Annotated in this window: 16 protein-coding genes, 2 tRNA genes and 3 rRNA genes; 10 read left to right on the forward strand and 11 right to left on the reverse strand. The window is 41.5% G+C overall.

All coding sequences use genetic code 11. From position 1 onward, the window contains the following. The first annotated feature begins 5157 nt into the window (after positions 1–5157). The 5 genes from ACQY4U_RS12310 (at position 5158) to rrf (ending at position 10633) form a co-directional block, all read left to right on the forward strand. Positions 5158–6679: ribosomal RNA gene (locus ACQY4U_RS12310) — 16S ribosomal RNA — on the forward strand. Between the two features lie 227 nt (positions 6680–6906). Then, positions 6907–6981, forward strand: a tRNA-Ile gene (locus tag ACQY4U_RS12315). A 75-nt stretch (positions 6982–7056) separates the two neighbouring features. Continuing rightward, positions 7057–7130: transfer RNA gene (locus tag ACQY4U_RS12320), tRNA-Ala, on the forward strand. Positions 7131–7396: 266 nt separating this feature from the next. Next, positions 7397–10272 (forward strand): 23S ribosomal RNA (locus ACQY4U_RS12325). A gap of 249 nt (positions 10273–10521) precedes the next feature. After that, positions 10522–10633, forward strand: a 5S ribosomal RNA gene (rrf, locus tag ACQY4U_RS12330). Together the 16S, 23S and 5S rRNA genes with 2 tRNA genes alongside form the textbook arrangement of a ribosomal RNA operon. 102 nt (positions 10634–10735) lie before the next feature. On the opposite strand, the gene ACQY4U_RS12335 is transcribed toward rrf, so the two are convergent. From ACQY4U_RS12335 to ACQY4U_RS12385, 11 genes are all read right to left on the reverse strand, one after another. Beyond that, entirely contained in the window at positions 10736–11116 is a 381-nt protein-coding gene (locus tag ACQY4U_RS12335; protein ID WP_428329746.1) for a hypothetical protein, read from the reverse strand. A 169-nt stretch (positions 11117–11285) separates the two neighbouring features. Then, positions 11286–11585 carry a hypothetical protein gene (locus ACQY4U_RS12340; protein ID WP_428329747.1) on the reverse strand — a complete coding sequence of 100 codons (300 nt, stop codon included), beginning with the start codon at positions 11583–11585 and terminating at the stop codon, positions 11286–11288. A 66-nt stretch (positions 11586–11651) separates the two neighbouring features. Further along, entirely contained in the window at positions 11652–12368 is a 717-nt protein-coding gene (locus ACQY4U_RS12345) for a pirin family protein (RefSeq protein ID WP_428329748.1), read from the reverse strand. Positions 12369–12490: 122 nt separating this feature from the next. Beyond that, positions 12491–13075 (reverse strand): Crp/Fnr family transcriptional regulator, encoded by a 585-nt coding sequence (locus tag ACQY4U_RS12350; protein ID WP_428329749.1) that lies wholly within the window; start codon positions 13073–13075, stop codon positions 12491–12493. A gap of 87 nt (positions 13076–13162) precedes the next feature. Then, the gene (locus tag ACQY4U_RS12355; protein ID WP_428329750.1) at positions 13163–13444 is read right to left on the reverse strand and encodes a YdeI/OmpD-associated family protein; all 282 of its coding nucleotides are present in this window, start codon (positions 13442–13444) and stop codon (positions 13163–13165) included. A gap of 32 nt (positions 13445–13476) precedes the next feature. Beyond that, positions 13477–14250 carry a GLPGLI family protein gene (locus ACQY4U_RS12360; RefSeq protein ID WP_428329751.1) on the reverse strand — a complete coding sequence of 258 codons (774 nt, stop codon included), beginning with the start codon at positions 14248–14250 and terminating at the stop codon, positions 13477–13479. A 7-nt stretch (positions 14251–14257) separates the two neighbouring features. After that, on the reverse strand, positions 14258–16456 hold the full coding sequence (locus tag ACQY4U_RS12365) for an outer membrane beta-barrel protein (RefSeq protein WP_428329752.1): 2199 nt from the start codon (positions 16454–16456) through the stop codon (positions 14258–14260). 8 nt (positions 16457–16464) lie between these two features. After that, positions 16465–17052, reverse strand: coding sequence for a carboxypeptidase-like regulatory domain-containing protein (locus ACQY4U_RS12370; RefSeq protein WP_428329753.1), 588 nt, complete (start codon positions 17050–17052; stop codon positions 16465–16467). Between the two features lie 116 nt (positions 17053–17168). Beyond that, the gene (locus ACQY4U_RS12375) at positions 17169–18062 is read right to left on the reverse strand and encodes a glycoside hydrolase family 25 protein (RefSeq protein WP_428329754.1); all 894 of its coding nucleotides are present in this window, start codon (positions 18060–18062) and stop codon (positions 17169–17171) included. A 79-nt stretch (positions 18063–18141) separates the two neighbouring features. Beyond that, a complete protein-coding gene (locus ACQY4U_RS12380) occupies positions 18142–19113 on the reverse strand; it encodes a YeiH family protein (RefSeq protein WP_428329755.1) in 972 nt (323 codons plus the stop codon). Positions 19114–19215: 102 nt separating this feature from the next. Continuing rightward, entirely contained in the window at positions 19216–20397 is a 1182-nt protein-coding gene (locus ACQY4U_RS12385) for a M23 family metallopeptidase (RefSeq protein WP_428329756.1), read from the reverse strand. A 257-nt stretch (positions 20398–20654) separates the two neighbouring features. On the opposite strand from ACQY4U_RS12385, the gene ACQY4U_RS12390 reads away from it, so the two are divergent. From ACQY4U_RS12390 to ACQY4U_RS12410, 5 genes are all read left to right on the forward strand, one after another. Further along, complete coding sequence (locus ACQY4U_RS12390) at positions 20655–21203, forward strand: hypothetical protein (protein WP_428329757.1); 549 nt, start codon at positions 20655–20657, stop codon at positions 21201–21203. Positions 21204–21401: 198 nt separating this feature from the next. Then, positions 21402–21983 (forward strand): carboxymuconolactone decarboxylase family protein, encoded by a 582-nt coding sequence (locus tag ACQY4U_RS12395; RefSeq protein WP_428329758.1) that lies wholly within the window; start codon positions 21402–21404, stop codon positions 21981–21983. An 11-nt stretch (positions 21984–21994) separates the two neighbouring features. Then, on the forward strand, positions 21995–22534 hold the full coding sequence (locus ACQY4U_RS12400) for a carboxymuconolactone decarboxylase family protein (protein WP_428329759.1): 540 nt from the start codon (positions 21995–21997) through the stop codon (positions 22532–22534). An 84-nt stretch (positions 22535–22618) separates the two neighbouring features. After that, positions 22619–24859, forward strand: coding sequence for a CRTAC1 family protein (locus tag ACQY4U_RS12405; protein ID WP_428329760.1), 2241 nt, complete (start codon positions 22619–22621; stop codon positions 24857–24859). Positions 24860–24989: 130 nt separating this feature from the next. Continuing rightward, entirely contained in the window at positions 24990–25376 is a 387-nt protein-coding gene (locus ACQY4U_RS12410) for a hypothetical protein (RefSeq protein ID WP_428329761.1), read from the forward strand. Positions 25377–25392 lie beyond the last annotated feature (16 nt).

The raw sequence follows: 25392 nt of genomic DNA on the forward strand, positions 1-25392 counted from the left end.
CTTATCAGAAACAATCCCTCACTAGATGTCCCTTTCTTATTGCAGGTATAGCATATTACATCAGCTAGCATTGGCTTAATTGCTTCTCATGCAACAGCAGTGATTGTGGTGGTTGTCTTCTTTTTAAATTTGAAAGCTGACTGCTTTCTCTGCAGCTTTCACTGGTTCTTTCATTCCTTAGTCCTCTCACCAGCCTTAACAAGACCTCTCACAAACTGTTGAGCCTTCTTACAGTAGGCATCAAATGACATGTCCTTGTCAGCAACATAGATTTTCATTTGAACTTACAGTGAGTCATATAGCTTGTTGTGGACCTCTTTCTTTCACTGATCTGCAGGCATCTTTACTGAGTTTGCTAGTTGTAGAAACTCTGACTGAAACACATTGAAGTCTTTAAGATAAGGCATCTTAAACTTCTTCAGCTGCTCCTGTGCCTTTAGGCACTGATTCAGATCCTCAAAGATGTTCTCAAGACACTGAATAACCTTCTCAACATAGATCTCTCTTCCTGACTGAGCCTCCAGCCATAAATAGAGGTATTCAGCAGCCTTGTCATCAACTCACATCTTGATGTAGGCCACTCTGGTGTGTTCAGCTTCATCTAGGTCTGACTGATCAAACCAATCATCATTAATTCACAGCTTGCTTTTCATCTGATCATTCTATACTTGAAATGTAGACTTAACACCATTGTCAAGAATTGGTGAGTCTGAAAACTTCACTGAGCGCTTCTTTGTTGTGTCACTTATGTTTAATTTGAATGTGCCTTCTCTTGACTGCTCTGACTCTGAGTTGTTAAGATGCCTTGTCATCTTCAATACATTCTGTTTCAGTCCCCATTTCTCATCTAGCAACTCCTCTATCTGAGAGTCCTTCTGGTCATTCTGTTCCTCCAGATCCTGCAGCTGCATCTTATAGATATCTCTCTGATCTAGTGCCTTCAACACTAAACAGCAGGTGTTGTCTGAATTGTGTGTCACCCATCACTGTAGGTTTTCAGGGGTCACATCACCTCAAGGGTTCACCTTTATGATGTCTACTGTTTTCAATCTCTCACAATTGTCTGGCTGTTCTCCAGTCAAGAATAGTCTTCCAGATTGAGGAGAAGTTTCTTCCTCTCAGTATGGTCTAATCATAATTCCTGTGGTACTTCAGACACCTACTTCTAGTGCTGAGATTATTCAATTCAGGTTCTAGCTCTTTCAACTGCCTCTACTGCAGTTGTCTGTGCCTACAAATAGGTCTTCAAGAGTGCCTACACATTGCAGAGCTTTTCACATTTGCTGACTTCTTGATCATTTGTTGCCTACTCCTCACAGGACTTAAGAATTGATTGTTAATAGTTAATGAATGAATCTAGAAAGTTCTAAGAACCTTCTGATCACTCATTGAACTGTGAGTTGAGATGTTTAATGATGTAGATGAGAATTAATTCATCAACACACACATTTGTCTCTGCTGGTATTCTGTCACCTCCAGAGGTTGTAAAGTGTGTAGGTACTTTTCTAATGTTACAGCTAACTATTTCACTTTATAAGCAGGCTGAGAACTGTTGCAAGAGGTGAGTTATTTGAACCTAGAAAAGTACAAAGAAGAAAGCAGTCTTGTAGATGCAGTCATGACATAAATGTCAGGATGCCAAGACACACTAGTTTCAATCTAGTCTAACACCAGATAACCCAATATCTGTCAGTGTCAGTTAATCATGTTATAATAAGTATGTTCTTTCTTAAACATTCTGGTTCTGAGTTGTTAAGATGCTGTGTCATCTTCAACACATTCTGTTTCAGTCCTCACTTCTCATCTAGCAACTTCTCAATCTGAGAGTCCTTCTGAGTGATCTGATCTTTCAGGTTCTGTGTGCAGGCCTTATAGAAATTCTGATTATTTAGAGCTTTCAACACTAAAGTACAAGTGTTCTCTGAGTCATGTGTTACTTATTGCTGTAGGTTTTCAGGGGTTACATCACTTCAAGAGTTCACCTTTGTGATGTCTACTGTTTTCAATCTCTCACAATTGTCTGGCTGGCCTCCAGTCAGAGATAGTCTTTCAGTTTGAGGAGAGGTCTCTTCCTTTTGATGTAGTCTAATTATAATTTCTGCAGTGCTTCAGACACCTACTTCTAGTGCTGAGATTATTCAACTCAGGCTCTAGCTCTTTCAACTGCCTCTACTGCAGTTGTCTGTGTCTATAAATAGATCTTTGAGGGTGCCTGCACATTGCAGGGCTTTTTGTTTACTGACTTCTCACAGCTACCTGTCACTGTGACAGGGTACTTCTTAATTGTTCATTACCTACTCCTTGCAGGACTTAAGAATTGGTTGTTGATAGTTAATTGATGAATTTAGGAAGTTCTAAGAACCTTCTAATCACTCATTAAACTGTGAGTTGAGACGTTTAATGATGTAGATGAAAAAGTAATTCATTAACACATATGTTTGTCTCACTGATATTCTGTTACCTTCAGAGGTTGAAAAGAGTGTAGGTACTTTTCTAATGTTACAGCTAGCTATTTCACTTTATAAGCAGGCCTGAAACTGTTGCAAGAGGTGAGCTATTTGAACCTAGAAAAGTACAAGAAGGGAAGTCAGTACAAAGGCTGCAGTCACAACATAAATATCTAGATGCTCAGACACACTAGTTTCAATCTAGCTTAGCAGTCTAACATCTGTCAGAGCTCATGTTGTAACAATAAACAGCTGTAACAGATTAGAAAACAGCTAAATTAGTCTTTTTCAATTTAATAATCTATAAAATAAACAGTTTAACAATTCAGTCTCTTATAATTATAACTGTATAATTTATAAATGTCAGCATTATAAAACACTGCATTAAGCTAATAAAAGAACTGTATAAAATATAAAAACTCTTATTAACTTTATATTCAGTCTTTATTGCAGTAATAATAATAATCTACTGAATCTATTTAATAAATTACTCACTTTTATATACAGTTTGTTAAAGAGTGAAAATGCTGAGATAAGGCATTTTCAGAAGTATATTTAAGTGTATAATAATATATTAACATTTGCTTTTTGCTGATATATCACTAATGATTAATTTTAAAATTATAGCAGTATTAGATTATTTTAAAGTTAAGAAGAGCTTTATTATTTACAGAGTTTATATTTATAGTAAAATTTAAAAAAATTATAATAAACTAATTCAGTCAATTTTAAGTAAGGTAATTAAAGAATTAAGTGTTTTTATAAGTAAAGAGATAAGAATTAAAGGATTTTTTTTAAATAAGAAATTTAAGTGAGATCTGAAGTAAGAGAAGATGCAAATATTTAGTACTTTTTCAGCTCAGTTAATACTGATTATTAATAACTTTAAACTGAAAAAATAAATGCAGCTGCAGAACTATATCTATTATATACTATCACAAAGTGAAAAAGGGTTCAGCAGTGACACCTCTCATTAATCACTGAAAATGCTGTCCTGTGACCAGAATTAGCTGAGGAACATCACTTTTCAGCCTTCAGCCTCACACAGAAGAAACAGCCTTATTAGACAGTGAGAAAACAATTATATTAGAAGATGAGAAACAGCTTTATTAAAATGATTCACTGTGAGAGGGACCTTTTACTAGGGGCATGAGCTTGCATGACTAAGCAGAAAAGGGGGCAGCGGCAATATAATGGAAATCCTTATATAAAACCCTTATATACAAGTGTATAGATGTTTAGATATGCATTAGATACATAAATACTGTAGCTTAGCATTTAAATTAAATTTTTGATGAATTGTTTTCAATTAACACTAAGCTCAAAGTGGCTAGCTGTCTGAACAGAGTGTTCAATATTCAATGTTTGTTTAAATACATAAGAGAGGGTGAAAGCAGCAGCAACAGACTTAAGAGATCTATAGAAGTTAGTAAAGTGAGTGAAGACTAGAGACACTGCAAGCTAGGCTTTTACCCCAGCTCTATAACAGCTGAATGGAACCTCAGCTACAGAATTAGAGGAAAAAGCTGAACTGCTACATGCAGCTTTCTTTTCAACACCTTCAGAGGTCAACCTCAGCAACATTGAGAACTATAAGTACTCAGAACCTCTGCAGATGCCACTAATTACAGAACAGAAACTTAGCAAAGCTATATTATAAGCCTCAGGCAGTAAGGGCCCCTGAGCTGAAACAGCATACTGAACTGCATACTTCATTTCACCCTTTCTTACATCCTTCCACAAATTCTTCTGCTATACAACTAATGTCTAAAGAGTGAAATCCATCTGGAGGCCTTTAAACACTCTACTACAGTAGTTCTCTGGAAACTAAATAAGGGAGACTACAGACTGGTGAAGATGTACAGATCAGTGGCACTCTTGAACACTCTGAGAAAGGCTATAAAGTCAGTAATGATGAGGAAAATAAGCTGAATGGCAGAGACCTATTAACTGCTGCTGAGAACACTTCTAGAAGGACAAAAAGGGGTATTAACAGAGCATGCAGTACATACTCTTATAGAGGTTATTTAAAGGGTATAAAACTTAGACACATCAGTGACATTACTTCTTATGCTGAATGTCTCTGAAGTTTTTAATAATGTCCTCTCATTAGAGACTTCTGTCAGGATCATGCAGAGCAAGTCATGCAGATATGGTGACAAAAGGACATTAATTGTAAGGAGCCATATGGGCGAGCAAGCAGTCTACTATATAGGGGTGTGTACGAGCTGTGCTAGGCCCAACCAGGCGCTAGTGTGCGCCACTGAATAAACCCTGCCTGAACGCTGTCATGCTTCTAACAACTTCTACACAACCTGAAGAAGTAATGCATATCACTAGAGTTAGTTAGCTGAATAGAGAGCTTTCTCAAGGGCTGAACCTCAACACTAAGACTCCTGAAGTATAAGTTAGAGCCATTCAGCATATACACAGGCATCCCTCAGGGCTCACCTCTTTCATTAATCCTCTACCTCTTTTACAATGTGAACTTCTTGAACATGAGGAGCAGGAGTGACCTAGAGTAACGGTCCTGAGGGATTCGGAGCTACCAGGGCAAAAGAAGGAAAAGCGCAAGCCGGACCGACGGATGTAAAAGTAGTAAAGAGAAACAAAGGGATGCGGTTAACAAAAGAGAGAGGATACTGTATAAAGATATATAATACAGATTCTATTAATTAATAATAGGGTCAGAGAATAAACTAGACATTTTACAATGGAGAGTTTGATCCTGGCTCAGGATGAACGCTAGCGGCAGGCCTAATACATGCAAGTCGGACGGGATTCGGGAGCTTGCTTCCGATGAGAGTGGCGCACGGGTGCGTAACACGTATGTAACCTACCCTTATCAGGGGGATAGCCTCTCGAAAGAGAGATTAAGCCCGCATAATATCACGGGATAGCATTGTTTTGTGATCAAATATTTATAGGATAAGGATGGGCATGCGGAACATTAGCTAGTTGGTAAGGTAATGGCTTACCAAGGCTACGATGTTTAGGGGATCTGAGAGGATGACCCCCCACACTGGTACTGAGACACGGACCAGACTCCTACGGGAGGCAGCAGTAAGGAATATTGGTCAATGGGCGGAAGCCTGAACCAGCCATGCCGCGTGCAGGAAGACGGCCCTACGGGTTGTAAACTGCTTTTGTACCGGAATAAACCTTGATTCGTGAATCAAGCTGAATGTACGGTAAGAATAAGGATCGGCTAACTCCGTGCCAGCAGCCGCGGTAATACGGAGGATCCAAGCGTTATCCGGATTTATTGGGTTTAAAGGGTGCGTAGGCGGCCAGTTAAGTCAGGGGTGAAAGACGGTAGCTCAACTATCGCAGTGCCTTTGATACTGACTGGCTTGAATGTACTTGAGGTAGGCGGAATGTGACAAGTAGCGGTGAAATGCATAGATATGTCACAGAACACCAATTGCGAAGGCAGCTTACTAAAGTATGATTGACGCTGAGGCACGAAAGCGTGGGGATCAAACAGGATTAGATACCCTGGTAGTCCACGCCCTAAACGATGAATACTCGATGTTGGCGATATACAGTCAGCGTCAAAGCGAAAGCGTTAAGTATTCCACCTGGGGAGTACGCCCGCAAGGGTGAAACTCAAAGGAATTGACGGGGGCCCGCACAAGCGGAGGAGCATGTGGTTTAATTCGATGATACGCGAGGAACCTTACCCGGGCTTGAAAGTTAGTGAATTGAGCAGAGACGCTCAAGTCCTTCGGGACACGAAACTAGGTGCTGCATGGCTGTCGTCAGCTCGTGCCGTGAGGTGTTGGGTTAAGTCCCGCAACGAGCGCAACCCCTATGTTTAGTTGCCAGCACGTTAAGGTGGGGACTCTAAACAGACTGCCTATGCAAATAGAGAGGAAGGAGGGGACGACGTCAAGTCATCATGGCCCTTACGTCCGGGGCTACACACGTGCTACAATGGTCAGTACAGAGGGCCGCTACCTGGCAACAGGATGCCAATCTCAAAAAGCTGATCACAGTTCGGATCGGGGTCTGCAACTCGACCCCGTGAAGTTGGATTCGCTAGTAATCGCAGATCAGCAATGCTGCGGTGAATACGTTCCCGGGCCTTGTACACACCGCCCGTCAAGCCATGGAAGCTGGAAGTGCCTGAAGTGCGTCACCGCAAGGAGCGTCCTAGGGTAAAGTCGGTAACTGGGGCTAAGTCGTAACAAGGTAGCCGTACCGGAAGGTGTGGCTGGAATACCTCCTTTCTGGAGCAGTATCCAACAACTCTCAAACACATAACAGCAAAGCTGTTACCTGCATGATTATTTCTTATATTAAAAACAAAAAGAAAAACCCAAAAGATGAAGCCATCAATAGTGACTGACATCTGGGAGGCGAGATTGTAAGAGATTACGGTTTACGATTTACGAATGACGATTTAAGCGGAAACAGGAAAATCAAAAATCGCAGGTCTGAAATCCTAAAAATCAACAGTCCTGTAGCTCAGCCTGGTTAGAGCACTACACTGATAATGTAGGGGTCAGCAGTTCAAATCTGCTCGGGACTACTAAGGTAAGTTGGAAGTGAAGGTAAGCGTCAGCGATTGACGGATGACCGGATACGGAAGACGTAAACATCTTAAGGGGGATTAGCTCAGCTGGCTAGAGCACCTGCCTTGCACGCAGGGGGTCAACGGTTCGAATCCGTTATTCTCCACACACCCTCCGTTTCCTGAAAGGGATAGGATATAGAGCAAGATGACGTAATGTTATCGGGGTAACGTTCTTTGACATATTGGAAGAAGTAATAAAAAGAGAAGACAACAGTATAGAGGACTGTTGAGGCTTTGAAGGATTACGGTAAAGAGGGAAAGTGGGACAATCGTCGCAAGATGATTGGAGAACTGGACTGATGCGCATGTAAGCTGGAGAACGCAACAAGAATCAAAAAGCATACATATCGAGCAAAAGGCGATATAGTAGAAGAAAGTAAGAAAGGGTACACGGGGGATGCCTTGGCTCTCAGAGGCGATGAAGGACGTGATAAGCTGCGATAAGCTCCGGGGATTAGCAAATATAAATTAATCCGGAGATTTCCGAATGGGGAAACCTAACTATTTGAAGAATAGTTGCATAAATGCGCAAACCTGCTGAACTGAAACATCTAAGTAAGCAGAGGAAGAGAAAACAACAGTGATTTCCTGAGTAGTGGCGAGCGAAAGGGAAGAAGCCCAAACCCATTATGTTACGGCATAATGGGGGTTATAGGACCACAACATGAATATTAAAGAAAACCGGAACGGGGTGGGAAACCCGGCCATAGAGCATGAGAGCTGCGTACGGGTAATTGATAATAGGATAGTGGTATCCTGAGTACCGCGAGGTCGGAGACGCCTTGTGGGAATTTGCCGGCACCATCCGGTAAGGCTAAATACTCCTGAGAGACCGATAGTGAACCAGTACCGTGAGGGAAAGGTGAAAAGAACCCCGAACAGGGGAGTGAAATAGAACCTGAAACCGTGTACTTACAAGCGGTCGGAGCAGACAAGTTCTGTGACGGCGTGCCTTTTGCATAATGAGCCTACGAGTTACTCTTTCCTGGCAAGGTTAAGTGTTTAAGACACGGATCCGAAGCGAAAGCGAGTCTGAATAGGGCGTATAGTCAGGGGAGGTAGACGCGAAACCTTGTGATCTACCCATGGACAGGTTGAAGGTGCCGTAACAGGTACTGGAGGACCGAACCGATAAACGTTGAAAAGTTTCCGGATGATTTGTGGGTAGGGGTGAAAGGCTAATCAAACTGGGAAATAGCTCGTACTCCCCGAAATGTTTTTAGGAACAGCCTGGCGGTTGAGTTAATAAGAGGTAGAGCTACTAATTGGGTGCGGGGGAGTCAAATCCTACCAAATCCAGATAAACTCCGAATGCTTATTAATATACGCTGGAGTGAGGCTCTGGGTGCTAAGGTCCAGGGCCGAGAGGGAAAGAACCCAGACCATCAGCTAAGGTCCCCAAATTACCACTAAGTTGAACTAACGAGGTCCGATTGCACAGACAGCTAGGATGTTGGCTTGGAAGCAGCCATTCATTTAAAGAGTGCGTAACAGCTCACTAGTCGAGCGATCGGGCATGGATAATAAACGGGCATCAAGTGGTATACCGAAGCTATGGATTTGCAGCAATGCATCTGGTAGGGGAGCATTCTATCGACCGGTGAAGCAGGAATGTAAATGACTGTGGAGGAAATAGAAAAGCAAATGTAGGCATAAGTAACGATAAGGCGGGAGAGAAACCCGCCCACCGAAAGACTAAGGTTTCCTGATCAACGCTAATCGGATCAGGGTTAGTCGGGGCCTAAGGTGAAGCCGAAGGGCGTAGCCGATGGACAACTGGTTAATATTCCAGTACTTTTTATAACTGCGATGCGGTGACGGAGTAGTGACACTGACGCGAACTGACGGAATAGTTCGTTAAAGGCCGTAGGTATAGGGAAGGTAGTAAAGTACGCCATTCCTGCTGAAAGCTGATAGTACACAGAACCTTCGGGGGATGTGATAGTTCAGGTAATCAGACTTCCAAGAAAACCCGCTAAGCTTCAGGTTATAAAAACCCGTACCGTAAACCGACACAGGTAGTCGAGGAGAGAATCCTAAGGTGCTCGAGTGAATCATGGCTAAGGAACTCGGCAAAATGGCCCTGTAACTTCGGGAGAAGGGGCGCTTCAGCAATGAAGCCGCAGTGAAAAGGCCCAGGCGACTGTTTAACAAAAACACATGGCTATGCAAAATCGAAAGATGACGTATATGGCCTGACACCTGCCCGGTGCCGGAAGGTTAAGAGGGGATGTTAGGAGCAATTCGAAGCATTGAATCGAAGCCCCGGTAAACGGCGGCCGTAACTATAACGGTCCTAAGGTAGCGAAATTCCTTGTCGGGTAAGTTCCGACCTGCACGAATGGTGTAACGATCTGGGCGCTGTCTCAGCCATGAGCTCGGTGAAATTGTGGTATCGGTGAAGACGCCGGTTACCCGCAACGGGACGGAAAGACCCCATGCACCTTCACTACAACTTAACATTGAAATCGGCTACAGGATGTGTAGGATAGGTGGGAGACTGTGATCTGGCTTCGCTAGGAGTCAGTTAGTCAACGTTGAAATACCACCCTTTCTGTATCTGGTGTCTAACCCTGGCAACGGGGGACATTGTTTGGCGGGTAGTTTGACTGGGGTGGTCGCCTCCAAAAAGGTAACGGAGGCTTTCAAAGGTAAGCTCAGTACGCTTGGTAACCGTACGTGGAGTGCAATAGCATAAGCTTGCTTGACTGTGAGGCAGACAAGCCGAGCAGGGTCGAAAGACGGATATAGTGATCCGGTGGTTCTGCATGGAAGGGCCATCGCTCAAAGGATAAAAGGTACGCTGGGGATAACAGGCTGATCTCCCCCAAGAGCTCATATCGACGGGGAGGTTTGGCACCTCGATGTCGGCTCGTCACATCCTGGGGCTGGAGAAGGTCCCAAGGGTTGAGCTGTTCGCTCATTAAAGTGGCACGCGAGCTGGGTTCAGAACGTCGCGAGACAGTTCGGTCCCTATCTGTTGTGGGCGCAGGAAGTTTGAGTGGGGCTGACCTTAGTACGAGAGGACCGGGTTGGACTAACCTCTGGTGAATCTGTTATGGCGCCAGCTGTATTGCAGAGTAGCTACGTTGGGAATAGATAAGCGCTGAAAGCATCTAAGTGCGAAACTAGCCACAAGATGAGACTTCCATTGAGGGTCGTAGCAGACTACTACGTTGATAGGTTACAGGTATAAAGGTGGTGACATCATAGCCAAGTAATACTAATCGCCCGAAGCTTTCTCATAGCAGGTAATAATGGGTCATGTGCTCCGGCATATGACCCGACAAAAACTAATACTGTTGTTTTCTCAATTCATTGCTTCTTTCAATAATATGTCATTGTTTAGTTAATCAGAAACAAATCATCAGTCACTGTACTGAAGATAAGCTCTGATCAGCACAAACAAATAAAATACCGGTCAAAGCAGGTAAGTATACCGTTCATCACAGAATAATGAACAAGTAAACTATCAGCCGATGAACCAAAAGAAATTCAGGTGCCTATATCGGCGGTGTCCACCTCTTCCCATTCCGAACAGAGAAGTTAAGCCCGCCAGAGCCGATGGTACTGCAGTAAAATGTGGGAGAGTAGGTCGGTGCCAAATCTTATAGATAAGCCTTGTATCATAACGATACAAGGCTTTCTTGTTTGATATAGGTCTGTAAGGGGAAAGGAATACCCAGATAGTTTAGCTGAAGTATCTTACTTACGATTTTAACTCAGTAGATCCCTTCTTCTCTTTATGTTTTTCTTTTCGCATTTTCTCCCAGGCCACAAACTGCTGCTTTTGCTCATCGTTCAATACCGATAATACTTGCTTTTGGGTTGCTAACCTGATACTGCGTACTGCCAATTGGTTATCCTTTTTATCAGCAGATGGGTTACTTTTTAAACTATCCATCCGGTTGGCCTGATTGAAGAATATAGTATTAACCTGCGTTGCCTGGTCGGCAGTGAGGTTAAGCTTTTTCTGTAATACTTTGGTAAGGTGGCCGGCACGCTGGTCTGGTGATTTTTTAGTGATCTGGGCATGGGCCAGAACACTTAATCCTGTTATAAAGGATACTACTAAAATTAACTTTTTCATAATTGCTTCTTTAATATTTATGGGTATGACTTTAACATCCCCCTAAAGTTTAATTGGCAATAGTTTATGTCGGTTTAGTAAACACTATCGATAATAAAAAAATGTATTCATCCGGCAAAATAGCTTCTGCCCGTGATAGTTAAGGTAACAGATAGGAACCTTAAAGATATTAGCCTAAGGCTTGGTAAATTTCAGCCGTAAGCAGGCCGCTGCCACCACCATAATGCTGTACAATTTTAATAATAGGGTTGATGGATCTAAAGGCTCTGCAAAGTGTTTCTTCACTTTCGGGCTCAATACCTCCGCCTAAAAGCACCAGTTTAAAAGCTGTTGTGTTAAATGTTGCTAATGCTTCTTCATCACTAACGGTTCCGGTTGCATGCCATTCGGGGTTGTTATTTACAAGGCGTACTACGGTTTGCAGTATTTCTGGGTGCCTGCCAATAACTAATATTTCTATTTTGTCCATTTTGTAAGGTGTATTAGCAGAAAGGAAAAAGTTAAATAGCTTTAACCTTTTCCTTTCTGCTTTATATTAAAACTCCATCGGTACTTCCATCAATAAAAATTCGGCATCCGTTTCCGCTGTAATGGTAAACTTGTCCGTGTCCCAAATACCGTAGCCATCGCGGGTGCTCAGCAATTGGTCGTTCACCTTAATATCGCCGCTCAATACAAAAACATAAACGCCGTTGCCTTTTGCTTTTATAGTATAATCAGCATTTACATCTTTGTCAAACTTACCCAAATGAAACCAGGCATTCTGATGGATCCACACACCTGCATCATCAGCATTGGATGATAATACCTGTTGTAATTTGTTATGCCTGTCTTCAAGGTTTAAAGTTACCTGGTCATATCGCGGTTCAACGTTCTTTTTGTTTGGATAGATCCAGATCTGCAAAAACTTAACACGCTGCTCCCTGTCGTTATTATATTCACTATGATAAATCCCTGTACCGGCGCTCATGGCCTGTATATCGCCGTTTTTTATAACGGCAACATTGTTCATGCTGTCCTTATGTTCTAAATCGCCCTCAAGCGGGATGGATATGATCTCCATATTATCATGAGGGTGCTTACCAAAACCCATGCCGGCATCAACGGTATCATCATTTAACACCCTTAATGCGCCAAAATTCATCCGTTGCGGATTGTAATAGCTTGAGAAACTAAAAGAATGATAACTGTTAAGCCAACCATGGCTTGCATGCCCACGGGTTTCGGCTTTATGTAATACTGTTTGTGCCATGATGCTTTTTTATTTATACCTCAAAGGTACGCTGTGATTTACCGGGGAAACATGATGTACATTAAGAAAGTAAAGTATCACATAAATTATTTCACTATTTGATGTCTTTAAAATATTTCTAATTATTTTTTCCTGGTCATTTCGCTGCGCATACGGCTAAAAAACTCTGGGGTTACGCCAACGTACGATGCAATTTGTTTTTGGGGCAGGTGATCAATAAGGGTGGGGTAACGTTTACAGAATATGCTGTAACGCTCTTCGGCTGTAAGGCTCATATTATCAACTATGCGCTGCTGGTTTGCAACCAATGATTTTTCGGTAAGGATGCGGAAAAAGCGCTCAAATTTTGGGATCTCATGATATAGCTTTTCCTGGTTTACTTTTGACAGGATGATGGCTTCCGTATCTTCTAACGCTTCAATATTTAATATGCCCGGTTTTTGGGAGATGAGGCTGTACATATCCGCTATCCACCAATCGGGCGGGGCAAAGCTCAGCACATGTTCAATACCATTCTTATCAACGGTAAATCCGCGTAAACAACCCGAAGTTACAAAGACTGAATGTTTACAGATCTCGCCATCATTAAGCGTAAACTGCTTGCGTTTAATTGTTTTTGGCTGCAGATGAGCAAGGAAGATCTCTTTTTCATCTGCGGTTAGATTGATGTATTTAGATATGTTTGACAGGATAAGCTCAAATGCCATAAAGTAAAGATCACCATTAAGAATGATAAATTGAAGCTTACGGCTATGCAAAATAGCCAATGCAGTTTATAGTAATTATTGCTCCGATCAAGTCTTTAATGTTTTTTGCTCGTTTTGCAGCATAATCAGGGCCTTAGCTGCACGTACGTGGCGGGTATCTTGCTGCTTGGCCGAGCCTACCCAATCACAATAACCCTGTTTGTATGATTTTGATAAGCCTTCAAAAAAAGCCTTGGCCTTTTCATCTGTAGCCAATAATACCGCTAACTCGGCAGGGGTGCCTTCAATATGTTCGCCTTTTTTTAACATGATCCTTATGTTTAACCGGTTATAAAAAAAACCGGGGTTTTTAGCCTCCGGTTTTAACATAAATATAGGTGATAAGGTTTAGATTGAAAATTTTAAATAGAAAAAGCCTTTAAATAGGTTTGCCCCCAGGTACCCCAATCTTTCATGGCGCCATCAAGCGTTTTGCGTAATTCCTTTTTATTGGTAGCCTTACCCTTTTTAGGCGGGACTAATGCTTTGTTATCAACAGGCATTTCGGTTACTTTGGTAGCAAACCAGGTAATGTTTTCATGCGGCAGGGCCACGCCTAATATCATACCCGGCAGGCCGGTAAATGATTCAGGGCCGCCAGATATCGGAATCTTCTCGGTATAAAAAGCTACCACGTAAACAGAATCTAATATAATAGCGTTAGCACGCCGGCAAACATAACCGGCAATCTCGCGGGTTTCGTCGGTAATTTTCCAGCTTATTTTACGGGTGCTATCTTTTACCAAAAAGGTTTCTTCAAATACTTTTTTCTCTGCAATAAAGGTGTTGGTTTGCAAATCGGTAAAGGTGGTGTTGTTTTGGTTTACCATAGCGTTATCGCTCAGATAATTTCTTTCAATATTTTCAGGCTCTATGGGAACAAACTCCGTTTTGTTATCGCTAAAGCTTAAAGTGCTTTTCAGCTTTTTAAACTGCGGCTGGTTTTTTTTGTACGACTCATAAGCGGGCTGTAAAAAAGCTTCGTTATCTTTATTGATTTCCCTTTTTATCAGGGCAAACATGTTTACTGATTTTTCGTACTCAATAACGCCCGATGTGGTGAAATGTGCGTTTTGTGCAAATAGATCGCCGCCTAACAATATAAAGCCTGCGATAAGTGTTATAATGGTTTTCATAGGTTGATTATTTTTTTGGTGCGCCGCCGCCTACTTTGTTAAAATCCCATATAAGTGATAGCATAAAGTACCTTTTTATGGTAGTGTAATTGTTTTGCGAAATGTAGTTACCGCTCACACTCCGGCTAAAGCCTACATTTTGGTTCAGCAGGTCATTACCGGCAATTGATGCTTTTAAGTTATTTGCTTTCAAAAATGTTTTGCTGATGTTGGCATTCCACAGGGTGCGTTTAAAATCCTGGTTAAAGGTTTCTGTTTTTGCGGTGAACTGGTAGCTCACGTCAGACCCAATCTGGAATTTACCCGGTAAATAGATATTAAAGCTATCGTTTGAGGTAAAGCCCCTGCCGTTATTATTGATCTGGCTTTGTAACGATGAACCGCTAACCGTATAGTTTGGCCCGAACGAAGCAGAAAAATCATACTTGTTTTCCTTGTATTTTGATAACCTTAACTGCACCGCATAGTTGTTATATTTTGTTCTGTTAAGGTCATTGTTTGATAAACTGTAGCTGGTGCTTCCGCTTACATCACCGCTCAAACCTACATTAATGCCAAACTTGCTTACCTTTTTTTCAAAATATGCACTCAGGTAATAGTTAATGGGTTTTTTATTGAGGTTGATATAACGGTTGGTTGTTTTACCGGCCGAATCAATGGTTAAACTGCTTACTATCGGGTTTGAGGTAAAGGAATAGTTACCATAAAAGCTGATGAACTGATCGGTTAAAACTTTGTAGGAGTTATAGTTAATATTGAAACGGTTGGCAAATGATGGGCGCAGATCCTGGTTACCTAAAACGGTATTCAGCGGATCGGTGTTTACAATTACCGGCTGGATCTGATCAATGGTAGGTTGCGTGGTGTTACCATAATAACTTATCCGGAATGATTTACGCTGCGAAAACTGATATTGAAAGGTAGCCTGCGGGTTCCAGTTAATAAAGCTTCTTTTAAATGGCATATCAGTAAACTCGTTCATCTGGTCGTAGTGCACGTCAGATACTTTTGTGCCTAAATTGATGGTTGTTTTCTTTTTCTTGTAGTTAAATATGGCACCAACCTGGTTTGATAGTTCGTTCAATTTGTAGCTGTTGCTCAATGAATCTACCTGTATGTTATAGTTACCGGGGGTTGACTGATCAAATGAGCGCCTTACTGATGTACCATTGTTAATGCCTAAACCATAATTAAAAACAACGGTAAGGCTTTTTGCAAGCGGCTCGGTATAAGCAATATTTGTATTGAAGATATTGCTGTTGGTAATACTGGTTTTGTATTGATCAACCTTTTGTGTGCTGTCCTGTTTTCCTTTATCATCAAAAAAGTCGGCTTCTGATTTCAGGTAACCTTTGGCGGTTGTTTTGTTATTTGACTCGCTTACGGTTAATGAAATTGTACGGCCTTTTTTCTTGAATTTTTTGGTATAAAAGGCAGTCATATCAAAAAGCTGCCCGGTAGTATTATTAAGCACGTTACGATCGCTGGTGTTTTGTAAAATGCCATTGCCACGCGTGTTTGACGATGTATAGTTACTGCGTGTTTGCCCGTTTTTTAGCGTTCCGTCAACACTGATCTTTAAGTTTGAGGTAGTATCAAGCTTAATGGTATAGGTAGCATCCATTTTTTGACGGAACAGGTAGTTATGATATACCTGGTCGGTTGCGCCATTTATAGCACCTTCAGCCGTGTTGTTTTGCGTTAATGATGTATTGGTACCATCAACGGTTAATGAACCTATTTTATAGTTACCGTTTATTGATTCCTTATCGCCGTTCCATTTGGTATCATAATGTACACCGCCCGTACGCGCAATAGGGATACCCTGTCCGCTGTACTGCCCGTCGAACGAATCTAATTCATCCCTGCTACCGCTGAACGATATAAAAATGCCGCCATCATCGCCAAACTGCACATTACTGTCTGATCCGTATTTTTGGCTATCCTGCCAGCCCAACCCGGTTTTACCATCGTTACCAACGGTACCATATACCGAAAACTTTTGTTTGGCCTTAAATTTATTGAAAAGCACCTGCCCTTCGTAGTAACCATCGGTGCCTATGCCGGCATCAACCTTACCAAAGTAGCCGTTCTTTTTATCTTCTTTTAGTTTGATGTTGATGGTTTTGGTCTTTTGTCCGTCATCAACCCCGGTAAAGGTAGCCTGGTCACTTTTTTTATCATATAGCTGTACCTTATCAACCATGTCGGCTCTCAGGTTTTTGGTAACAAGGGTGGGGTCGTCCCAAAAAACTCTTCGCCATCAACCAATACTTTACTAATGGTTTGGCCCTGTGCTGTAATTTTACCATCCTTATCAACCTGTATGCCGGGCAGCTGCTTTAACAGATCCTCAACCTTTGCATTAGGTTGTATGCTGTAAGCCCTGGGATCAAACTCCGTGGTATCACCTTTTATTTTTATAGCGGCACGTGTGCCTTTAACTATAACATCGGCCAAAAGCTTGGCTTTCAGAAAAAGATTGATCTTGCCAAAATCGCGGGTTGTTTTTGTAGAGTCGAGGGTGAAATGCTCAACATAATCAGCATAACCGGGGTAAGTAACCAATAATATTAATTTCCCTTTTTTTAAACCTTCAATATTAAAAATACCACCCGGGCCTGTACGGATAAAGGTGCGCATTATTGAATCTTTGGCATTTAATACCAGTACTGATGCATTAACAAGTTTGGCATTGGAAGAGGTATCAACTATGGCGCCTTTGATAGAATAAGTACTTTGCGCCGACGAAGAAAAAGTACATAACACGAGGGAAAGTAAAAGTAAAATTACAAGTTTCATACATAAGGTTTGTTAAGCCTAATGTATAACTAAATTTTTAGTATTCAGATATAATTAACACTAATTAACATTTTTAATCAAAACATTATCATAATTATTAGCTGATGCAGGGCATATCAAGGTACAAGTAACTTCTTAAATTCGGTACTATCGCCGTTAAATACATCAAAATCAGTGACATGGTTAATGCCATCAATTTTTGCTTTATCAGAGTGCTGCCAGAATTTCCAGTTAGTTGCGCTGCTTATTTTTAATTCGGGCTGATAGTAGTGTGCTATCCATAAGGTGTAATTATCAAAATACCCGGCTAAATTGTCCTGGTAAAAAGTTAAACCCGAGTAGATCATCGGTTTAATTTTGGTACGGCTTTGTATGTAAGTTAAAAACTCCTGTAATTCAATACGCATTTTTGCGGGTGGTACGCCATCAAGTTCTTCTACATCAACCACCATCGGCAGGTCGCCTTTTTCGGTACGGGCATTCTGTAAAAAGAACCGGGCCTGCCACTTACCGCTTACCTTCGGCCTGAAATAATGATAGGCCCCGCAAATGATCCCGGCCTTTGGGGCCTCGCGCCAGTTGCGCTTAAAATAGGGGTCAACGGTCAGTATACCCTCGGTAGCTTTAATAAAGGCAAAGCTTACATGCACCTCATCCTCTTCCATTGCTTTTACGCGGTGCCAGTCTATCTTACCCTGGTAATATGATACATCAATACCATGAATGCTATATTTATCAGGGATGCGTATGTTAAAGCTTTTATAAGTGCGGTAATGCGGATCCTGCCCTATGTCCCTTATCCAGCGCCAGGTTGAAGTAATGCTTTTTAAAACATAGCCATAATATAAAGGCGAGAACAGGATTAACAGCAACCCCACTAAAGCTATTTTCCATTGAATGGAAAAGTTGCTTTTGGCTTTTCTTTTTACAAGCGGCTTTTTCCGCGGGGTAATACTTTTACTTACTGGGGTTCTTTTAACCGGGGCAGGTTTTTTAGCAGGACTGGGCACATCGGCAAAAATACAAAAACAGCTTGTCTGTTTTTAAAAGGATGTAATTTAACTTTTTTATAAACCCAACCCAGCCTAATTATGCCAGGTGCATTACCGCATATAATGCAGCGGTTGAAATAACTATCCATAACACTACTCCCTGCAGTAATGGCTTGAACCCAACAGAAGCCAATACTTTGCGGGATAAACCAGCACCTATCAGGAATAAGGTAAGGGTTAAACCTGCTTTGGCTATGCCTGTTAAATACGGACTTACAATTGAGATTGCAGGGATATAAGTATTAGCAATCATGGCCAGTATAAATAAACCGATAAAATAAGGGATGCTCACTTTTTTTGATTGATTTTTAAACAGGTAAGTAGCCATAAAAGTAACCGGGATTATCCATAAGGCACGGGCAAGTTTTACTGTTGTGGCAACCTCTAAAGCATGCGGGCCATATTTACTGGCTGCGCCAATTACCGAGCTGGTATCATGTATGGCAATGGCGCACCATAAACCAAATTGCGTTTGTGACATATTTAAATGATGACCTATTAGCGGGAAAATAAACAACGCAACTGAGTTAAGTACAAACACACAACCCAGGGCAACGGAGATCTGTTTTTCTTCGGCTTTAATAACCGGGGATATTGCGGCTATAGCGCTACCCCCGCAAATGGCTGTGCCTGATGAGATCAGGAAGGAGGTTTTCTTTTCGATATTTAACCACCGGCCCATAAAATAACCAAATATTAAAGTACCGCTGATGGATGCGATGGTAAATAGTATGCTTTCCTTACCGGCCTGCATGGCGCTGTGCACATTCATCCCGAAACCAAGGCCCACAACTGATACCTGTAATAAAAGGTGCGTAGCCTTATGATTTAAATGTAGATAAGGATGCCCCGTAAACTGCGCAATAACCAGACCTAATAGTAATGCAATAGCGGGGCTTGCAAAAGGGCTGATACAAAAGGCGATACAAATTATAAAAATGGCCTTGCGGCCATTGTCATTAATATTGATGAGTAAGCCGTTTGTATTTGTTATAGGTTGCGTTTGCATAACATTAAATTATTTTGTTATGCAAATGTGCAAGCTAAATTTAGTCTTTTTATATCATAAAAGGCAATCCTCCATAACCAAATGTTATGACTTGCTAATTATTTACCACTTGGTAGATTCTATAATATCGCCGCTATCAACCCGGCTTCTTTTAATGTTAACGGTAACATCGCCGCGATATAGTTTATAATCGTTAAAGTAGTTTGGGATACCTTCTGATGCCATTTCCTTGTACGCGCTGATCACGCTGTAATGCAGGTGCGGATAAATAGCTTCGCTACCCGAAAAGCCTACCGTTCCAATTTGCTGCCCTGCCTTTACCCAATCGCCGGGTTTAACGCTGATGCTGCCCATTCCCATATGTAGCAGCTCGCTACATTCACCATTACTGTGTTGTATAATAATGTAATTGCCCATTCCGTAAGGATCGGTATTGGGTGGCAATACAGGAGTTTTTACGGTTTTGCCAATAAATTCATTATCGGGGATATTGGTTTGTACTTTTATCACCTTTCCATCTGATGGTACATAAACGGGGCGGCCAAAACCAAACCAGTTTTGTTTTTTAAATGGTGTACCGCTGTAAAGGCTGCCTGCTGCGTCAACACACATCAGGTCGTAAGCGTATCGGCTGGCATTGGCGTTCAGGTCTTTTACCTTCACGTCAACCACATCTTTAGCCGACCGGCGGTTATGCGAGTAAAAATCATGCCCGTCCCAAACAATTATTTTGCCTTTAAGGGGTAGGTAATATTCATTGCGGGCAATATATACCTGTGGGGTTATTGCCTTTACAACTAACTCATCAAAATCAACCGGAAGCCTTTGCTTGTTATTGTCTTTTTGAGCTTGTGTATCGGCATAATTAAAAAAGAAACCATATTTTAAGGAAGCAATGGTCATGTCCGGCGGGAAAGTATGAAAAGGATTGAATATACTCACCTTTTCGCCGGGTTTAATAATGGTATAAACCAACAGGTCAATCCCCGGGGTTTTGCCATCGCTGTTCATGAATTTTCTTAATACTAACTTTCCCTTGTTATCAACAACAGATGCCTCTACCGAACTGAGTTCAATAGTATGCTTGCTCTTGTTTTCAATGGTAATATCAAAGTTTAAGTAATAACCATAAATATCTTTTTCAATCAATGGTTTTTCTGGCGAGATCTTAATGGATGCTAATTTTGAGGTATCGGCAGATGGAATGCTGTGCGCATTAGCGTTGCTATTTATAAATCCGTTTATTAAAAGCACCGAGCAGGTAAGTACAAGATTTTTCAACATAAATATTTTTATCAAATCAATAGATATTATTTTTCTTTAACAGTTATATAGCGATATAGCTTGTTGCGCTAAAGATGAGCCTCATACGCTAAAGAGCTTTAAGTTGTTACACCTGTAAATGGTAATTGATATTAAATACATATTATTATAACTGAGCGGAAATAGTATGCGTTTGAATTAACTATTGGTTATAAATAAAATTTTGAAAAGTGATAAATAAATCACACTTTTAACTAACCAATTATATCCGCTAAACATTGAAAAAGCTTATTGCTGTATTGATGCTATCAACTTACCTGCTTAATATAGTTGGCCAGCTTGCTGTATATGAGTATATGGTTTATAAATCTGACACGCTTTACAACCAGCAAACCAAGGTGGGCCGCTATAATATTAATGATTTAACAGAGATAAAAATACCTGCCGATATGCATGGCATAAGCGATTGGACGGCCTATGAAAATGTAAGTGGCCAGGTTAAATTTGCTTACGCAAGTTATAACTACGTAAAAATGAAGGTAACGCATGATGCTATTTACCTGATGTGCGTACCCAATTACGAAACCACCCATTTAACAGCGCAAAATATTATCCATGCCGAGCATATTAAGGATATTCCGGTATCAAAAAAGCAGCATGTACCTTATGGTAAAACCATATTGTTTGGTAAATCAGAATTTGCATTTGTGAATTTTGAATTTAATGCCCCATTTAAAAATGTAAAGACAACTGTTGCCAATCCTGTTCAGCAGTTAATCAGCCACAATGTTGGCATCCCCGAGCAGCCCCCGCGGCTTTTAGCTTAACCTCTATCTTTTTTACAGCTTAGTATTTAAAACTATTTGTTATCAGGCATAAAATGCATTGATCAATTATGTTTTATGGTATTGATGGTTTTTAACCTGTCGTTTTATTAGCTGTATCTCTTACCGTTAACCACAGTTTTTATTGGTTAACCGCTTACAAACTTTTTATAAAATTTAACCTCTTTTTAAATAATCAATATGCCACATATTAATTTACCAGCGGAATTTCCGGGGATCAGGAGCCTGTTTATGTTCAGGCCAGAAACTGCTGCCCCGCTTAATGCACTTGTACAAACATTATTACACAATCCGCATCCAACCCTTAGCGCCGGAGAGCGCGAACTGATAGCCACTTATGTATCAGGTTTAAACACCTGCAAGTATTGCTGCAGCATACACGGCGCTATAGCACAACACCAGTTAGGTAATAATGCATTGCTGGTTAAACATGTATTGGCAAACCCCGAAACGGCGCCCATCAGCAATAAGTTGAAGGCTTTATTAAAAATTGCCGCTAAGGTGCAAACGGGTGGTAAAAATGTTACGGATGCCGATATTCAACTGGCAAAAAACGAAGGTGCTACCGATATAGAGATCCACGATACTGTTTTAATAGCGGCAGCATTTTGCATGTATAACCGCTATGTTGATGGCCTTGCAACCTGGCAGCCCGATAATGATGAGCTGTATGATAAAATGGGTGAGCAGCGCGCACGCGAAGGTTATTTTACCGCACCTTTTAAAGTAGACAGAATCGAACAACAATTGCAAAACTCCTGATCCTAAAAAACATGGCACATATAAAATTACCAAATGAAGAATTACCGGGCATAATTGGTTTATTAAATTATCGCCCCGAAACAGCAAAACCATTGCTTGACCTTGCCGAAACCTTGCTAAGGGGCCCTTCGAGTTTAAGCAGCGGCGAAAGGGAGATCATTGCAGCATCCGTATCCTACTGGAACGAATGCCATTTTTGCCATACCTCGCATGCGGCAGCCGCTGCAGCCCATTTAAAAAGCGACATCAGTTTAATTGACGATATTAAAGCCGGCCTACCCAAAACTCCCGTATCAGACAAGTTAAGAGAGCTGCTGCATATTGCCCACCAGGTACAGCGCGGCGGCAAAAATGTTACCGACGAAGATATTGCAGCGGCAAAGGATCAAGGCGCAACCGACAATGAGATCCATGATACTGTACTTATAGCGGCATCCTTTTGCATGTTTAACCGCTATGTTGATGGCTTGGGCACATGGGCGCCCGGCCCTAATGAAGCATATACCGAAATGGGTGAGCGGATGGCTCATGTTGGCTACGGCAAGTTTTAAATAATCAATAACCCAAACCTTATCACAATTTTAAACCATCTACCTGGTAAATAAGCGCAAACAGGCGCTCAAACATAAAAAGTCATGATCAAAAGAATAATTTTTGCAGTAGTTATCTTGTTGCTGGCATTAACGGCAATAAGTTTTTACAGCAGGTCGTCATCATCTCATTTAAAAATGATCGGCATCCTTAGTGAACTCAATAACCGTAATAACAGCACATCAAACCCCTTTAGTCCCGAAGTGAAATATGCACACTGCGATTCGCTGCTTAAAACGGCCACCGGCTATCAGCGCACTTCATTAATGCTTTCTGAAGCTTCACTTGGCCTTAAGGTTGGGCAGGAGCAACGGTCGGTACAGATCTATGAAGACATGTTGAAAAACATGGATTTTATGGATATAAACAATATTATGCCCGATGTGGCCATGGCCTATATGCGTGTTGGGGAGCGTACAAACTGCATGCTTAACCATAATGGCTCGTCGTGCGTGTTCCCGATTAAGGACGAAGGCATCCATCGCATAAAAACCGGCTCGCAAAAGGCAATTGAAACTTATAAGGCTATTTTAACCAATAACCCTGCCGATCTGGAATCAAAATGGTTGCTCAATATAGCGTATATGACATTAGGCGAATATCCTAAGAATGTACCGCCGCAGTTTTTAATCCCCGGCCTTGATGCCGATACTGCCTATAAAGTAAAGCAATTTACAGATATGGCTGCCGACCTGGGCCTTAACATTAATGGCAGGGCGGGCGGTATCATTGTGGATGATTTTAATAATGATGGCTACCTGGATATTGTAACATCCGGCTGGGGCCTTGATGACCCGATGCATTATTTTCAGAACAATAAGGACGGCACTTTCAGTGATCTTACCGCCCAAAGCGGCTTAAAGGGCATTACGGGTGGTTTAAACATTCAACAAACTGATTATAACAACGATGGCAATACCGATATTTTTGTTTTGCGCGGCGCCTGGAACACGCAGGGTTATGGAAACCAACCCAGCTCCCTGCTGCGCAACAATGGCGACGGTACCTTTACAGATGTTACCATACCCAGCGGCTTGCTCTTTTTTCATCCTACGCAGGCTGCTGTATGGGCTGATTTTAATAACGATGGCTGGCTGGATGTATTTATTGGTGCTGAAAACTCAGGTGTGATGGATATGGGCGGAACGCATCCCTGTATGCTGTACATCAATAACCACGATGGTACGTTTACCAATGTGGCGCAAAATGCGCATTGCGCCATTGCATCTTACGTAAAAGGGGTAACATCGGCTGATTTTAATAACGACGGCTGGCCCGATATATTCATATCCACTATGGATGGCAAAAAGTATCTGTTAAAAAATAAATGCAAAAAGGGCAAAGGGGTTGATTTTGAAGATGTAACAGCCAGCTCGGGCATTGATAAAAATAAGGCAAGTACATTTACCACCTGGTTTTATGATTATAATAATGATGGCTGGCCTGATATCATGGTAGCCGATTACCATTTTAATAAAAGCCTTGGCTATTATTCTGCAGCCGAAGCCCTGGGTAAGCCCGTACCCGATGCCGGCAATATCTATCTGTACAAAAATAATCACGACGGTACCTTTACCGATGTTACCCGCCAAACCGGGCTTAACAAGGTGGTTTTTAGCATGGGTGCCAACTTTGGCGATATTGATAACGACGGTTATCCGGATATGTATTTTGGTACTGGTAATCCTGATTTTAAATCGCTTGTGCCAAATAAATTGTTTAAAAATATTGGGGGCGAAAAGTTTGTTGATGTAACCATATCGGCGCGGGTAGGTAACCTGCAAAAGGGGCATGGCGTTGCATTTGCCGATTTCAGGAATGATGGTAACCAGGATATTTTTATTGAAATGGGAGGTGCATTTAAAGGCGACTCCTACACCAGCTCATTATACGTAAACCCGGGCCAGGGAAACAACAACTGGATAGGCCTAAAGCTTGAAGGCGTAAAAGCAAACCGGGCAGCCATTGGCAGCCACATTAAATTAACCTTTACCGAGAATGGTATAAAACGCAGTGTATATAAAGATGTAAACTCGGGCGGTAGCTTTGGCTCATCGCCACTAAGGCAGGAGATGGGCATAGGCCAGGCAAAAGTAATTGATGATATTGAAATAACCTGGGCAGGCACCCAAACCGTGCAGCACTTTAAAAATATTAAACCCAACCAGTTTTTGCACATAACCGAGGGCAATAATACAACCGAAGTTATTAAATTAGCCAAGCTTAATTTTAAGTATAATGCAAAGGTGCCGTATTGCATGCCTATGGTAAGTAGTTTAAAATAAGGGGGCTATAAGCTGTAATTTATTTGCAGGGAAAAAGAATTTCCTGTTTTGGCAATCAAATATTATCTCTTTTTGTTATAAAAAATATAAACTATCTTTATTTAAAATAATATAATAACCAAACCAAATTATGAAAAGAATTTTGTTAATCTGCTGCTTGTTTATTGGGGTAACAACTGCAAGCCGTGCGCAGGCTCCGCATACAGGTACAACAGATCCGGCTGAAAAAGCTAAAGGCTTACAAAAGCAATTAAAGCTTACTAATAAGCAAACAGAAAAAATTACAATGATCTATAAAGAGTCTGCCGAAAAGTTTGATAAAATTAAGGCAGATGAGCATGGCAACACCAATAAAATGCTGAGCTCTGTAAGTACCTTACGTGCAGCTACTATTAAAAAAATTAAAACGGTATTAACCCCAACCCAGGTTGCCAAGTACGATAAACTGGTTAAAGAAACCAGTCAGTCGGGTAATAACGGCTGGAGCGATGGCTGGAGTTCAACCTCCGGAAGTTAAGCTATTGTTTATAAAC

Origin of the sequence: Mucilaginibacter sp., assembly GCF_965277465.1 — a bacterium.
In the GTDB taxonomy this organism is placed as follows: domain Bacteria; phylum Bacteroidota; class Bacteroidia; order Sphingobacteriales; family Sphingobacteriaceae; genus Mucilaginibacter.

Bases quoted from the DNA above. Each gene is read 5' to 3' on its own strand.
- ACQY4U_RS12395 (WP_428329758.1), top strand. From the start codon at position 21,402: ATGCCACATATTAATTTACCAGCGGAATTTCCGGGGATCAGGAGCCTG.
- ACQY4U_RS12365 (WP_428329752.1), bottom strand. From the start codon at position 16,456: ATGGTTGATAAGGTACAGCTATATGATAAAAAAAGTGACCAGGCTACC.
- ACQY4U_RS12355 (WP_428329750.1), bottom strand. From the start codon at position 13,444: ATGTTAAAACCGGAGGCTAAAAACCCCGGTTTTTTTTATAACCGGTTA.
- ACQY4U_RS12380 (WP_428329755.1), bottom strand. From the start codon at position 19,113: ATGCAAACGCAACCTATAACAAATACAAACGGCTTACTCATCAATATT.
- ACQY4U_RS12370 (WP_428329753.1), bottom strand. From the start codon at position 17,052: ATGAAACTTGTAATTTTACTTTTACTTTCCCTCGTGTTATGTACTTTT.
- ACQY4U_RS12360 (WP_428329751.1), bottom strand. From the start codon at position 14,250: ATGAAAACCATTATAACACTTATCGCAGGCTTTATATTGTTAGGCGGC.
- ACQY4U_RS12350 (WP_428329749.1), bottom strand. From the start codon at position 13,075: ATGGCATTTGAGCTTATCCTGTCAAACATATCTAAATACATCAATCTA.
- ACQY4U_RS12345 (WP_428329748.1), bottom strand. From the start codon at position 12,368: ATGGCACAAACAGTATTACATAAAGCCGAAACCCGTGGGCATGCAAGC.
- ACQY4U_RS12400 (WP_428329759.1), top strand. From the start codon at position 21,995: ATGGCACATATAAAATTACCAAATGAAGAATTACCGGGCATAATTGGT.
- ACQY4U_RS12405 (WP_428329760.1), top strand. From the start codon at position 22,619: ATGATCAAAAGAATAATTTTTGCAGTAGTTATCTTGTTGCTGGCATTA.
- ACQY4U_RS12335 (WP_428329746.1), bottom strand. From the start codon at position 11,116: ATGAAAAAGTTAATTTTAGTAGTATCCTTTATAACAGGATTAAGTGTT.
- ACQY4U_RS12410 (WP_428329761.1), top strand. From the start codon at position 24,990: ATGAAAAGAATTTTGTTAATCTGCTGCTTGTTTATTGGGGTAACAACT.
- ACQY4U_RS12340 (WP_428329747.1), bottom strand. From the start codon at position 11,585: ATGGACAAAATAGAAATATTAGTTATTGGCAGGCACCCAGAAATACTG.
- ACQY4U_RS12385 (WP_428329756.1), bottom strand. From the start codon at position 20,397: ATGTTGAAAAATCTTGTACTTACCTGCTCGGTGCTTTTAATAAACGGA.